The sequence below is a fragment of the Salinimicrobium xinjiangense DSM 19287 genome, from assembly GCF_000423585.1.
Lineage (GTDB): Bacteria > Bacteroidota > Bacteroidia > Flavobacteriales > Flavobacteriaceae > Salinimicrobium > Salinimicrobium xinjiangense.
On sequence record NZ_AUIG01000014.1, the window covers coordinates 80,998 to 94,819 of the forward strand.

Annotated in this window: 11 protein-coding genes; 10 read left to right on the forward strand and 1 reads right to left on the reverse strand. The window is 41.7% G+C overall.

The window, feature by feature from the left end:
- Window positions 1–7 precede the first annotated feature (7 nt).
- The 8 genes from hisD to hisIE all read left to right on the forward strand — a co-directional run bounded on the left by hisD (window position 8) and on the right by hisIE (window position 7,089).
- Complete coding sequence (gene hisD / locus G564_RS0105825; RefSeq protein ID WP_029036832.1) at window positions 8–1,306, forward strand: histidinol dehydrogenase; 1,299 nt, start codon at window positions 8–10, stop codon at window positions 1,304–1,306.
- Complete coding sequence (gene hisC / locus G564_RS0105830) at window positions 1,299–2,351, forward strand: histidinol-phosphate transaminase (protein ID WP_029036833.1); 1,053 nt, start codon at window positions 1,299–1,301, stop codon at window positions 2,349–2,351. Before hisD ends, hisC begins: the two co-directional genes overlap by 8 nt.
- Window positions 2,348–3,484, forward strand: coding sequence for a bifunctional histidinol-phosphatase/imidazoleglycerol-phosphate dehydratase HisB (gene hisB, locus G564_RS0105835; protein WP_029036834.1), 1,137 nt, complete (start codon window positions 2,348–2,350; stop codon window positions 3,482–3,484). The genes hisC and hisB overlap by 4 nt, the downstream gene beginning before the upstream one ends.
- 27 nt (window positions 3,485–3,511) lie before the next feature.
- The gene (gene hisH / locus G564_RS0105840; RefSeq protein ID WP_029036835.1) at window positions 3,512–4,132 is read left to right on the forward strand and encodes an imidazole glycerol phosphate synthase subunit HisH; all 621 of its coding nucleotides are present in this window, start codon (window positions 3,512–3,514) and stop codon (window positions 4,130–4,132) included.
- Between the two features lie 60 nt (window positions 4,133–4,192).
- Window positions 4,193–4,543, forward strand: coding sequence for a four helix bundle protein (locus G564_RS0105845; protein WP_029036836.1), 351 nt, complete (start codon window positions 4,193–4,195; stop codon window positions 4,541–4,543).
- A gap of 52 nt (window positions 4,544–4,595) precedes the next feature.
- Window positions 4,596–5,315, forward strand: coding sequence for a 1-(5-phosphoribosyl)-5-[(5-phosphoribosylamino)methylideneamino]imidazole-4-carboxamide isomerase (gene hisA, locus G564_RS0105850; RefSeq protein WP_029036837.1), 720 nt, complete (start codon window positions 4,596–4,598; stop codon window positions 5,313–5,315).
- Between the two features lie 90 nt (window positions 5,316–5,405).
- A complete protein-coding gene (hisF, locus tag G564_RS0105855) occupies window positions 5,406–6,161 on the forward strand; it encodes an imidazole glycerol phosphate synthase subunit HisF (protein ID WP_029036838.1) in 756 nt (251 codons plus the stop codon).
- Between the two features lie 325 nt (window positions 6,162–6,486).
- Window positions 6,487–7,089 carry a bifunctional phosphoribosyl-AMP cyclohydrolase/phosphoribosyl-ATP diphosphatase HisIE gene (gene hisIE, locus G564_RS0105860; protein ID WP_029036839.1) on the forward strand — a complete coding sequence of 201 codons (603 nt, stop codon included), beginning with the start codon at window positions 6,487–6,489 and terminating at the stop codon, window positions 7,087–7,089.
- Between the two features lie 52 nt (window positions 7,090–7,141).
- On the opposite strand, the gene G564_RS0105865 is transcribed toward hisIE, so the two are convergent.
- Window positions 7,142–9,703, reverse strand: coding sequence for an ATP-dependent Clp protease ATP-binding subunit (locus G564_RS0105865; protein WP_029036840.1), 2,562 nt, complete (start codon window positions 9,701–9,703; stop codon window positions 7,142–7,144).
- Window positions 9,704–9,961: 258 nt separating this feature from the next.
- Between G564_RS0105865 and gyrA the strand changes: the two genes are divergently transcribed.
- Both gyrA and G564_RS18665 read left to right on the forward strand, forming a co-directional pair.
- Window positions 9,962–12,517, forward strand: coding sequence for a DNA gyrase subunit A (gyrA, locus tag G564_RS0105870; protein WP_029036841.1), 2,556 nt, complete (start codon window positions 9,962–9,964; stop codon window positions 12,515–12,517).
- Between the two features lie 21 nt (window positions 12,518–12,538).
- Entirely contained in the window at window positions 12,539–13,816 is a 1,278-nt protein-coding gene (locus G564_RS18665; protein WP_037373568.1) for a tetratricopeptide repeat protein, read from the forward strand.
- The last annotated feature ends 6 nt before the right edge of the window (window positions 13,817–13,822 follow it).

The following is a 13,822-nucleotide window of genomic DNA, read 5'->3' on the forward strand; positions in this document are numbered from 1 at the left end:
TGAGAAAATGATTAAAAGTTTTGATCCCGAAAAGAACGAATGGTTTTCTTTATTAAAACGTCCTACCCAAACAGTTGAAGATATTGAAAAGGTGGTGGAGCAAATATTTGGGGAAGTAAGAGACCAGGGAGATGAAGCCGTTAAAAAATATTCCCGCCTTTTTGATGGGAATGGTTCTCCCAATCTTGAAGTGAGCGAAAGCGAATTAGCCAATGCGCCGCTGCAGGTTACCGATGAGTTGAAAAAAGCAATTGATCTGGCTAAAGAGAATATTCGGAAGTTCCACACTGCTCAGAGAACAGAAAGAGTTTCTGTAGAAACAATTGCCGGAGTAAAATGCTGGCAGGAAAAACGTCCTATCCAAAAAGTGGGACTATATATCCCCGGGGGGACTGCGCCACTATTTTCGACTATATTAATGCTTGCTGTACCTGCTCAGATAGCAGGCTGTAAAGAGATCATCCTTTGCACCCCGCCTGCCAAAGACGGTTCTGTCAATCCCGTCATCCTGTATACTGCAATGATCTGTGGGATCAAAAGGATCTACAAAGTTGGTGGAATACAGGCTATCGCTGCCATGACCTTTGGTACAGAAAGCATTGAAAAAGTTTATAAGATCTTTGGTCCCGGAAATCAATACGTCACCGTTGCAAAACAATTGGCTACCAAATATAATGTAGCTATCGACATGCCCGCCGGTCCGTCAGAATTACTGGTGGTTGCCGATCAGTCTGCCAATGCCGCTTTCGTAGCTTCCGATCTGCTTTCACAGGCCGAGCACGGAGCCGATAGCCAGGTTGTTCTGGTTTCCCTATCCAAACAGCTTCTGGAAGAGGTTGAGGAAGAAGTGCAAAAACAGTTAGAGGTATTGCCGCGGAAGGAGATCGCAAAGTCAGCTATTGAAAATTCGCGGTTGATTTTTATGACTTCGGAAGAAAAAGCACTTGAATTGATCAACGAGTACGCTCCCGAGCATTTTATAATTTGCACCAAAACTCCCGATTTCTTTGTGGAAGGAATCAACAATGCCGGCTCTGTTTTTATCGGAAACTATACTCCCGAAAGTGCCGGAGATTATGCTTCCGGGACAAATCACACCTTGCCGACAAACGGATATGCAAAACAATACAGTGGAGTCAATCTTGACAGCTTTACCAAAGCCATCACTTTTCAGGAGATTTCTGCGGAAGGAATTCAGAAGATTGGAAACGCTATTGAATTAATGGCTGAAGCCGAAGGTTTACAGGCACACAAGAATGCCGTAAGCCTCAGATTAGATGAATTGAAAGCTTCAAAAAATGAGTAGCAGCTTTGACCTAAATCGCCTGGTGCGGGAGAATGTGCTGAAAATGAAACCATATTCTTCAGCCCGGGATGAATACAAAACAGACGGCCGAAAAATGACATTTTTGGATGCCAATGAAAATCCGTTTGAGAACGGAGTCAACCGCTATCCCGATCCACAGCAGGGAAAAGTGAAGCAAATGTTAGCCTCTCAAAAAAGCCTTTCTGCAGCACAAATTTTGCTTGGGAACGGCAGTGACGAAGTGCTGGATTTGATCTTTCGTGCCTTTTGCCGGCCTCGGGTCGACAATGTGATCACGCTTCCGCCAACTTACGGAATGTATAAAGTTCTGGCAGGATTAAACGAAGTGGAAGACAGGGAGGTGGTCCTGGCTTCAGGTTTTCAACCCAATGTAGCCGCAATTTTTGAGAAAATTGATGAGCAGACAAAGATAATCTTCCTCTGCTCCCCAAATAACCCTACCGGTAATTCATTTTCTGAAGCTTCAGTAGAGGAAATTTTGAGAAATTTTAATGGCCTTGTGGTCATTGATGAGGCATACATAGATTTTTCGGCTAAGACAAGCTGGCTGGAGCGGCTGGAGGAATTTCCAAACCTGGTGATCACCCAAACCCTTTCTAAAGCTTATGGTTTAGCCGGAATAAGACTTGGAATATGCTATGCTTCCGAAGAGATCATTAGCATTCTCAATAAGATCAAGCCGCCGTACAATGTAAACGAGCTCTCTCAACAAAGAGCTCTGGAGCGACTTTCACGTCCTGAGGAGGTGAACAGGGAAGTTCAAACAATTTTACAGGAAAGAGAACTGCTGCGGGCTAACCTCTCAAAAATGTCATTTGTGAAGGAAATTTTTCCGTCAGATGCAAATTTCCTCCTGGTGCGGGTGGAAAATGCAGGTAGGAAATATGAGCAGCTTCTGGAAGCAGGAGTGGTGGTGCGTAACAGGAGCAATCAGCAATTGTGTGAAAACACCCTGAGATTCACTGTCGGTACGCCGGACGAGAATAAAGAATTACTAAAGAAATTAACTCAGCTTAAAGCATGAAAAAGGTTTTATTTATAGATCGTGACGGGACCATAGTCTTGGAACCCGATGATTATCAACTTGACAATTTTGAAAAACTGGAATTTTATCCCGGAGCTTTTTATTATCTAGCTAAAATCGCAAGGGAGCTGGATTATGAGTTGGTGATGGTAACCAATCAGGATGGATTGGGAACAGACTCTTTTCCGGAAGATACATTCTGGCCGGTACAGAATTTTATTCTGAAGGCTTTTGAAAATGAAGGCGTGAAATTTTCTGAAATTGTCATTGACCGCACTTTCCCTGAAGATAATGCACCCACGCGAAAACCCGGCACCGGACTTCTAAAAGCATATTTTGACACTGAAAAGTATGATCTTGAAAATTCCTTTGTTTTGGGCGACAGGCTTACCGATATGGAGCTGGCAAAAAATCTGGGAGCAAAAGGAATATTCATTACCGGCCATGAAGAACTTGGGAGTAGTGAGATTTCCGTGAAGAAGGAGGAACTTCAGAAGTTTATCCGTCTGGAAACAAACAGTTGGAAAGATATCTATGAATTTTTAAAACTTGACGAGCGAACAGCTACTATCAGCAGGAAAACAAATGAAACCGAAATTTCCATTTCTCTGAACCTGGATGGCACCGGAAAAAGCAAGATCGACACCGGAATAAAATTCTTCGATCATATGCTTGACCAGATCGCGCGTCACGGACAAATGGACCTGGAGATCAATGTGAAAGGTGACCTGGAGGTAGATGAGCATCACACTATTGAAGATACGGCGATTGCTTTGGGAGAAGTATTTTCCAAAGCTTTGGGGAATAAGCTGGGAATTGAACGCTATGGATTTGCACTGCCAATGGATGATTGCCTGGCACAGGTAGCTATTGATTTTGGTGGAAGGAACTGGCTTGTATGGGAAGCAGATTTTAAGAGGGAAATGATAGGAGCAATGCCGACAGAAATGTTCTACCATTTCTTCAAATCCTTCACCGATGGCGCTAAAGCGAACCTTAATGTAAAAGCCGAAGGGACTAATGAACACCACAAGGTAGAAGCAATTTTCAAGGCTTTTGCCAAAGCAATTAAGGTGGCGGTGAAAAGAGATCCCGAAAAAATGATCCTGCCGTCAACAAAGGGAATGCTTTAGGTAGACGTGAGATTTTAGATTTTAGATATGAGTATTGAGAAAAAAGACAATCTTGAGAAGATTGTGATCATTGATTACGGGGCGGGAAATATACAGAGTATAAAATTTGCTCTGGAAAGGCTCGGCTATACCGGAATATTGAGCAGCGATGCTGAAGAAATAAGATCGGCCGATAAGGTTATTTTTCCGGGAGTGGGAGAGGCAAGTTCGGCCATGAAAAAGCTGAAAAGTACAGGCCTGGATAAATTGATTCCGCAGTTGAAGCAGCCGGTACTGGGAATTTGCCTTGGTATGCAGCTGATGTGCAATCGGTCTGAAGAAGGAGACACCCAAGGCCTCGGAATATTTGATGTGGATGTGATCCATTTTGAAAAAACATTAAAAGTGCCTCACATAGGCTGGAACAGGATAAAAAACCTGAAAACTGACCTTTTTGAGGGGATAGCTGAACAGGAGTTCGTTTACCTGGTGCACAGTTTTTACGCACCTGTTTGTTCCGAAACCATAGCCAAATGCGACTACGGAGTTAACTATTCCTCTGCGTTAAAAAAACATAATTTCTACGGAGTACAATTCCACCCTGAGAAAAGCAGTGAAGCAGGGGAGAAAATTCTAACGAATTTTTTGAAGTTAGATTTACGAAGTTAGAAGTACGAAGTAAAGTTAGAGATACGAAGTTAGAAGTACGACTGTTTTAAGATTAAGAAAATGAAAGATATAAAATCAAGAACAAAGGAGTTTGCTGTCAATTGTTGGAAGTTTTGCAGCAAGATTCCTCATTCAAGGGAATATAATGCATATGTCAATCAGCTACTTAGGAGTTCAAGTTCAGTAGGAGCAAATTATCGTGCAGCCCAAAGAGCTAAATCAACTGCTGATTTTATTAATAAGCTTAAAATAGTAGAGGAAGAGGCAGATGAAAGCTTATACTTTCTTGAGTTGTTTCTTGAAAATCTCGGTAATGATTGGAAAGAGGCAAACGCTCTTCATGCTGAGGCAAATGAAATATTATCTATTGTAGTGGCTTCAATAAATACTGCTCGCCGCAACCAGAAATGATGCCGATTAAATTTATGACTTCTAACTTCGTACTTCTAAAATCTAACTTCAAATGAGATTAATTCCAGCCATAGACATCATCGACGGAAAGTGTGTAAGACTTTCCCAGGGCGATTATAATACGAGTAAAATATACAATGAGAATCCGCTGGAGGTGGCGAAAATGTTCCAGGATCACGGAATAAAATATCTGCACCTGGTGGATCTTGATGGGGCCAAGTCAAAGCACATTGTCAATTATAAAGTGCTTGAACAGATCGCTTCAGGAACTGATCTAAAGATCGACTTTGGCGGCGGTTTAAAATCAGATAAAGATCTTGAGATTGCTTTCAACAGCGGAGCTTCCCAGATCACCGGCGGAAGTATAGCCGTGAAGGATCGGGAAACTTTTTTGTCATGGATAGAAAAATATGGCAGCGAAAAAATCATTTTAGGAGCAGATGCAAAAGATGAAAAAGTGGCGGTAAGTGGCTGGTTGGAAGAATCTAAAGAAGATCTGCTTCCGTTCATTAAAAACTATTCTGAAAATGGAGTGGAATATGTGATCTGTACAGATATTGCAAAAGACGGAATGCTGGAAGGACCTTCTTTTGAGCTATATCAAAAGATCCTGGAAGAAATTCCCGATGTAAAATTAATAGCTTCGGGAGGAATAGCGGAATTTGATGATCTCCCAAAACTTCAGGAAATTGGTTGTGAAGGAGCTATTTTAGGAAAGGCGATCTATGAGCACAAGATCAGTTTGAAACAGCTGGAGAAATTTATAAAATAAGAGGACAGTGGACAGAGGACGGAGGTCAGGAGGAAATATCAGTTCCAGATTATCTCAATACTTAATACTCAATACTAACTACTGATTACTATGTTAACAAAAAGAATCATTCCCTGCCTGGATATCAAAGACGGAAGAACTGTAAAAGGAATTAATTTCGTTAGCCTTAGGGATGCGGGAGATCCTGTGGAGCTGGCGGAGATCTATTCGAAATCGGGTGCAGATGAACTGGTGTTTCTGGACATTTCTGCCACCGAAGAAAAGAGAAAAACCCTGGCAGAACTTGTACGGAAGGTGGCTGCTACGGTCAACATTCCGTTTACTGTTGGTGGCGGAGTATCTTCAGTAGAAGATGTGGATGTTCTGCTGCAAAATGGAGCAGATAAAGTGGCAATAAACTCGGCTGCAGTAAAGAACCCGGAGTTGATCAATCAGCTGGCGGCAAAATTTGGGAGGCAGTGTATAGTTGTGGCAATAGACGCAAAGCAGGTGAGAGGCAAATGGCTGGTGCATCTGGTGGGTGGAAAAGTTCCAACAGAAATAGACCTTTTTGACTGGGTAAAAGAAGTCGAGGCGCGGGGTGCAGGGGAGATCCTCTTCACATCCATGGATCACGATGGAACGAAGGAAGGCTTTGCTAATGAAGCTCTTGCCCGAATATCGGAGATGGTGAGTATTCCTGTGATAGCTTCCGGCGGAGCAGGGAATAAGGAGCATTTCTGTGATGCCTTTACCAAAGGAAAGGCCGATGCCGCATTGGCTGCAAGTGTTTTTCATTTTAAAGAGATCGAAATAAAAGATCTTAAGCAGGAAATGAAGGAAAAGGGGATTGAAGTTAGGATTTAGTTATTGGTGATTGGTGATTAGCTAATGGGGGAATTGTTAATTTGGGATTGGTAAATGGGTGATTGGTTAAAAATTTGATTTTAATTCTAAATTTCCCGGTATGAAAAGATCTGCAGGTTGAGGTTACGAGTTGCTATTTGTCTGTGGTTAAATAAATAAACTGCCTACTAATTACTGCGTACTGTATACTAAAAAGGTTGTTGCCTGTTGCAGGTTACAAGTCACAGGTTATTTTGGAATTTGGAATTTGGTGCTTGGATTTTAAGAGGGGGATCTCGACTTCGGTCGACCTGACAGCAGAATTATTATGATTAAAAAAAGTAAAATGGAAGTAGATTTTAGTAAAGACAAAGATGGTTTAGTGCCTGCAATTATACAGGATGCAGAGACAAAGAATGTTCTCATGTTGGGTTATATGAATAAAGAAGCTCTGGAAAAAACCAAAGAGACCGGAAAAGTGACATTTTTCAGTCGGAGCAAGCAAAGGCTTTGGACAAAAGGGGAGGAAAGTGGTAATTTTCTGACTCTGGTGGATATGAAACCTGACTGCGACAATGATACACTACTTATTTACGCTCATCCAAAGGGGCCTACCTGCCACACAGGAACTGACACCTGCTGGGGAGAAAAGAATGTTTCAGATCTGTCATTTTTGAGTCAGTTGGAAGAGGTGATCTCTAATCGCAGATCAAATCCCGAAAACGAAAAGAGCTACGTAGCTTCCCTTTTTAGAAGCGGGATCAACAAAATAGCTCAAAAAGTAGGAGAGGAGGCCGTGGAGGTCGTTATTGAATCAAAAGATGATAATCATGACCTGTTCCTGAATGAAAGTGCCGATCTCTTATTCCACTATTTGATCCTCCTGCAGGCTAAAGGCTTCACTTTAAAGGATGTTACCGAAGTTTTAAAGGCCAGGCATGGCAAATAAAAGAAAAAGCCTGTGATCATCTCACAGGCTTTTTTCATTTATTATATTGATTCTATTTTGAATCTTCGGAATTGGTTTCTTTGCTGGCTTTTTCAACCTTGATAGTCAATTCCTTTTTCTCTTCATCCAGATCCATAAAGACCTTATCTCCTTCAGAAATATGTGAAGTAATGATCTCTTCGGCCAGTGCGTCTTCGATATACTTCTGGATCGCACGGTTCAATGGTCTTGCGCCATATTGTTTATCAAAACCTTTTTCGGCAATGAACTTTTTGGCTTCGGGACTTAGTACAAGGTCGTAACCTAAAGCACCAATCCTACCAAAGAGCTTTTCAAGTTCAATGTCAATGATCTTAAAGATATCTTCCTGCTCAAGAGGATTAAAGATCACTACATCGTCCACACGGTTAAGAAATTCGGGCGCAAAGGCTTTCTTCAGTGCACTTTCGATCACACCGCGGGCGTTTTCGTCTGCCTGTGATGTTCTTGCGGCTGTACCAAATCCAACCCCCTGACCAAAATCTTTTAGTTTACGCGCTCCAATATTGGAGGTCATGATGATAATGGTATTTCTAAAGTCGATCTTACGACCTAAACTGTCAGTTAAATATCCGTCATCAAGCACCTGTAACAGCATGTTGAATACATCTGGGTGGGCTTTCTCTACCTCGTCCAGCAGGATCACTGCATAAGGTTTACGTCTTACCTTTTCGGTAAGCTGTCCTCCTTCTTCATATCCCACATATCCCGGAGGTGCACCAATCAACCTGCTCACTGCAAATTTCTCCATGTATTCACTCATGTCAATACGTATCAACGCATCTTCATTGTCGAACAATTCCCGGGAAAGAATTTTCGCAAGCTGGGTCTTACCAACTCCGGTCTGCCCGAGGAAGATGAAGGAACCAATTGGTTTGTTCGGATCTTTAAGTCCGGCGCGGTTACGCTGGATGGCTTTTACAACCTTACCAACAGCTTCATCCTGACCAATTACTTTCCCTTTGATCAATTCAGGCAACTTGTATAATTTGTTGATTTCTGTTTGAGCAATTCGGTTAACGGGAACGCCTGTCATCATCGAAACAACATCGGCGACATTATCCTCTGTCACCGTTTCACGGTGCATTTTAGACTCTTCTTCCCATTTAGCCTGTGCTTTCGCCAGTTCCTTTTCTATATTTTTCTCATCATCACGGAGTTTGGCAGCCTCTTCATACTTCTGTTTCTTAACAACAGTATTTTTAAGCTCCCGTACTTCTTCCAGCTTTCTCTCCAGTTCGAGAATCTGCTTTGGCACGTCAATGTTAGTAATGTGCACGCGGGATCCCGCTTCGTCAAGGGCATCGATAGCCTTGTCCGGTAAAAACCTGTCGGTCATATACCTGCTGGTAAGTTTAACACAGGCCAGTATGGCTTCATCTGTGTAAGTAACGTTGTGATGTTCTTCGTATTTGTCTTTAATATTGTTAAGGATCTCAATGGTTTCCTCAATGGTAGTAGGTTCTACTATTACCTTTTGGAAACGTCTTTCCAGAGCCCCGTCTTTTTCAATATACTGCCTGTACTCATCAAGCGTAGTAGCACCAATACATTGGATCTCTCCTCTCGCAAGGGCAGGTTTGAACATATTACTTGCATCCAGACTTCCTGTAGCGCCACCGGCACCAACAATAGTATGGATCTCATCAATGAAAAGAATGATATCATCGTTCTTCTCAAGCTCGTTCATAACAGCTTTCATTCTTTCTTCAAACTGTCCGCGGTACTTGGTACCTGCCACTAAACTGGCGAGGTCAAGGGTAACGACCCGTTTGTCAAAAAGAATCCTCGAAACTTTTCTTTTAATGATGCGCAAAGCAAGACCTTCGGCAATAGCCGATTTACCAACTCCGGGCTCCCCAATAAGAAGCGGGTTGTTCTTTTTTCTACGGCTTAAGATCTGCGATACACGCTCTATCTCTTTCTCACGACCTACAACAGGATCGAGTTTATCCAGTTCTGCAAGTGCAGTGAGATCCCTTCCGAAGTTATCCAGGACAGGGGTCTTGGATTTCTTTGTCGATTTTCCCGGGGTTCCTGCAAACGGATTGCTTTTTCCGGCATCGTCAGAAGTTGCATCTTCATCAGAAAATGATTCGGAAGTAGGGGAGTCTATAAAGTCATCATCGTTAGTGATCATATATTTAAACTGATCTTTTACTCCGTCATAATCCACCTTCAGCTTATTCAAAAGCTTAGTGGTGGGATCATTTTCATTTCTTAAAATACATAAAAGTAGGTGGGCCGTATTTATTGAAGTACTTTGAAAAAGCTTGGCTTCCAAAAAGGTGGTTTTTAAAGCTCTTTCTGCCTGTCTTGTTAAATGTAAATTTCTTTTTTCGTTAGATTCTATGGCCACATTTGGATTTGCGGGGCTAAGTATCTCTACTTTTCTGCGTAAGTGACTAAGATCTACGTCCAGGGCATTCAATATATTGATGGCTTTACCATCACCGTCCCGAAGCAGACCCAGCATCAAATGTTCTGTACCTATAAAATCGTGGCCAAGTCTTAAGGCCTCTTCTTTACTATAGGCAATCACATCTTTTACTCTTGGTGAAAAATTATCATCCATATTATTTTCCTTTCTCTCTGATTATTTTTATACAGGTTTCAAAAATCGTACCTGATTACGAACATGGTCTTTAATTGAAGTAAAGCTAATTGACAAATTTGCTTTTTAAAAACAAAGAAGAATGTAATGAACTTATTAACCACGCACAACTAAAAATTTGTTAATAAAATACAAGAAAACCTCAATGAATATAGCCTTCAGGTTGGCTAAAATGCGTAAATTGGCACGTTAGATTTTTGAACCAAAATATGCAAATTTATGGCTGAAGGAGAAAAGTTAATTCCTATTAATATTGAAGATGAAATGAAGTCGGCTTACATTGATTATTCAATGTCGGTCATTGTGTCACGTGCACTGCCAGATGTGCGTGACGGCTTGAAACCGGTACATCGCCGGGTTCTATATGGAATGTATGAATTAGGAGTTCTTTCCAACAGGGCTCACAAAAAATCGGCCAGGATCGTAGGGGAGGTACTCGGTAAGTTTCACCCACACGGGGATTCTTCTGTTTACGATACTATGGTTCGTATGGCACAGGAATGGAGTTTAAGATATATGCTCGTTGACGGGCAGGGTAACTTTGGTTCTGTTGACGGGGATAGCCCCGCGGCAATGCGTTATACCGAGGCGAGAATGCGCAAGATCAGTGAAGACATGCTTGCCGATATCGACAAGGAAACAGTTGATACTCAACTCAATTTTGATGACACCCTGCATGAGCCTGTAGTACTTCCTACAAGGATTCCAAACCTGCTTGTGAATGGTGCCAGTGGTATCGCGGTAGGGATGGCGACTAACATGCCTCCACATAACCTTTCTGAGGTCGTAGACGGAGTGGTTGCCTACATTGACAACCCCGATATTGAGGTAGATGAATTGATCGAGCATGTGAAAGCTCCTGATTTCCCAACCGGAGGAACTATCTATGGATATGACGGGGTGCGGGAAGCTTTTAAAACCGGCCGTGGTAGAGTAGTGCTAAGAGCAAAAGCTCATATTGAAGAAGTTGCAGGGAAGGAAGCTATTATTATAAGCGAAATTCCTTATCAGGTCAACAAAGCTGAAATGATCAAAAAAACAGCCGAATTGGTCAATGATAAGAAGATTGAGGGTATTTCCCTAATCAGAGATGAATCCGACAGGAATGGAATGCGCATTGTTTATATCCTTAAGAGGGATGCAATTCCAAATATTGTACTTAATACGCTATACAAGCATACCTCATTACAAAATTCTTTCAGTGTAAATAACATTGCACTTGTAAAGGGAAGACCACAAATGCTAAATCTTAGAGACATGATCCACTATTTTGTGGAGCATCGTCATGAGGTTGTTGTCCGTCGTACCGAATATGAACTTCGTAAAGCTGAAGAAAGAGCACACATACTTGAAGGATTAATTATAGCTTCAGATAATATAGATGAGGTTATTGCATTGATCAGAGCTTCCAATAATGCAGATGAAGCTCGTGCAAAGTTGATCGAACGCTTTGAGCTATCAGAACTACAGGCCAAGGCGATCGTTGAAATGCGATTAAGACAACTTACCGGCCTGGAGCAGGATAAGTTAAGGAGCGAATATGAAGAACTCATGTTGACCATTGAAGATCTTAAAGACATTCTTGCAAGAAAAGAACGCAGAATGGAGGTGATCAAAAATGAAATGCTTGAGGTGAAAGATAAATACGGGGATGAAAGACGCTCTACCATAGAATATGCCGGAGGAGACCTAAGCATGGAAGATATGATCCCCGATGAGCAGGTGGTGATCACCATATCTCATGCCGGATATATTAAAAGGACTTCCCTTACCGAATACAAAACTCAAAATCGTGGAGGTGTAGGACAAAAAGGATCTACGACACGTAATGAAGATTTCCTCGAAAATTTATTTATAGGAACTAATCACCAGTACATGTTATTCTTTACTGAAAAAGGTAAGTGTTTCTGGATGAGGGTCTTTGAGATTCCTGAAGGAAGTAAAACTTCAAAGGGAAGGGCTATCCAGAATCTTATCAATCTTGAACCGGATGATAAACTGAAAGCCTTCATCTGTACAAAAGATCTTAAGGACGAAGAATACATAAACAGCCACTATGTAATGATGGCTACCAAGAAAGGACAGGTGAAGAAAACTTCCCTGGAGCAGTATTCCAGACCGCGAACAAATGGAATCAATGCCATCACGATACGGGAGGGAGATGAATTGCTGGAAGCACGATTGACCACTGGGGAAAGTCAGGTGATGCTGGCCCTTAAGAGTGGAAAGGCTATACGTTTTGACGAGAGCAAGACAAGACCAATGGGTAGAAATGCTTCGGGAGTAAGAGGTATAACACTGGCTGACGATAATGATGAAGTGGTTGGAATGATCACTGTTGAAAATCCAATGGAAGAAACAGTACTCGTAGTTTCTGAAAACGGATACGGAAAACGTACCTATATAGATGACCCCGAAGATGGGGAACCAATCTACAGGATCACCAACCGTGGAGGAAAAGGAGTTAAAACAATTTCCATTACTCCAAAAACAGGAAGTCTTGTTGCTATTAAGAATGTTACAGACCTGGATGACCTGATGATCATTAATAAATCCGGTCTGGCCATAAGGACCTCTGTTTCAAATTTACGGGTAATGGGCCGTGCTACTCAGGGGGTAAGGCTTATAAATCTTAAAAATAATGATTCTATTGCTGCCGTTGCAAAAGTTATCAATGAGGAAGAAGATGTGGAGGACGTAGCAGAAGATGCAACACCCGAAAATCCTAACCTTAACGAGGATGGCACAACAATTGCAAATGATAGTGAAGAATAAATTAAATCAAAACCAGAAAAGATGAAAACTAGAATTTTAACGGCGGTATTAGCGATGTTTACTGTCGTAGCATTTGCGCAGAAAAAGGAAATAAGACGCGCCGGTAAAGCTGTTGAAAAAGGTGATTACCAGGAGGCTAAAAGTTATTTGAACCAGGCAGAAGCACAATTATCCGGTGCGAAGCAGGACGAGCAGGCTGATTTTTACCTTTACAAAGGATATGCTTTAGTAGGTAATGGAGAAAATGTTCCTACTGCAGATCTTATGGAGGCTGCCGAAGCGATGAAAAAAGCTAAGGAATTAGGTCATGAAGAAGCTGAGCAGGGAATGGCGACTGTAAGTAATGCTTTGGTCAATTCAGCAATTGCTGATCAAAATGCACAAAATTTTCAGGAAGCAGCAAAGAAACTTGAAACCAGTTACAGGTTAAATACACAGGATACTATTTATTTGTACTATGCAGCGTCTAACGCGGTGAACACTCAGGACTATGATGCAGCCCTTAAGTATTATGAGGAGCTTCAGGATCTTGGTTTTACAGGTGAAGAGATGATATTTACTGCTGTAAATAAAGAAACCGGAGAAGAGGAAAGAATGGCTTCCAAAGAGCAGAGAGACCTTTTCGTTAAGGCTGGTACCTACATCAATCCCCAGGAAAGAAAAACTGAGTCAAGAAAAGGAGAAATAGCCAAGAACGTAGCCTTGATCTATATTGAAAAAGGAGAGAATGAAAAGGCTATTGCCGCAATGGAAGAAGCAAAGAAGGAGAATCCAAACGATGCCATTCTTATGCAGGCTGAAGCCGATATGTATTATAAAATGGGTGACATGCAGAAGTACCGCGAAACTATTGAGAAAGTAGTGGAGCAAAATCCTGATGATGCTACTCTTTACTATAACCTGGGAGTAAGTTCTGCAGAACTTGGGGAGAAAGATAAGGCAATTGAGCACTATAAAAGAGCAATTGAACTTGACCCGGAAATGAGTAACGCCAGAATCAATATTGCTTATGTTATTTTATCTCAGGAGGAACCTCTTGTTGAGGAAATGAACAAGCTGGGAATGAGTAAAGCTGACCAGAAAAAGTATGATGAGCTTTCAGTACAACGTCAGGAAATTTACAAAGAAGCCCTTCCACACCTGGAAAAGGTTCTTGAAAATGATCCTAACAATATCGAAGCAGCAAGAACCATCATGAACATTCATTATCAGCTAAACAATACTGAGAAAGCTGAAGCAATGAAAGCGAAAATAGATCAAATGCAAGGGGCTAATGCTGCTCCAACAAACGGACAGTAATCCTTG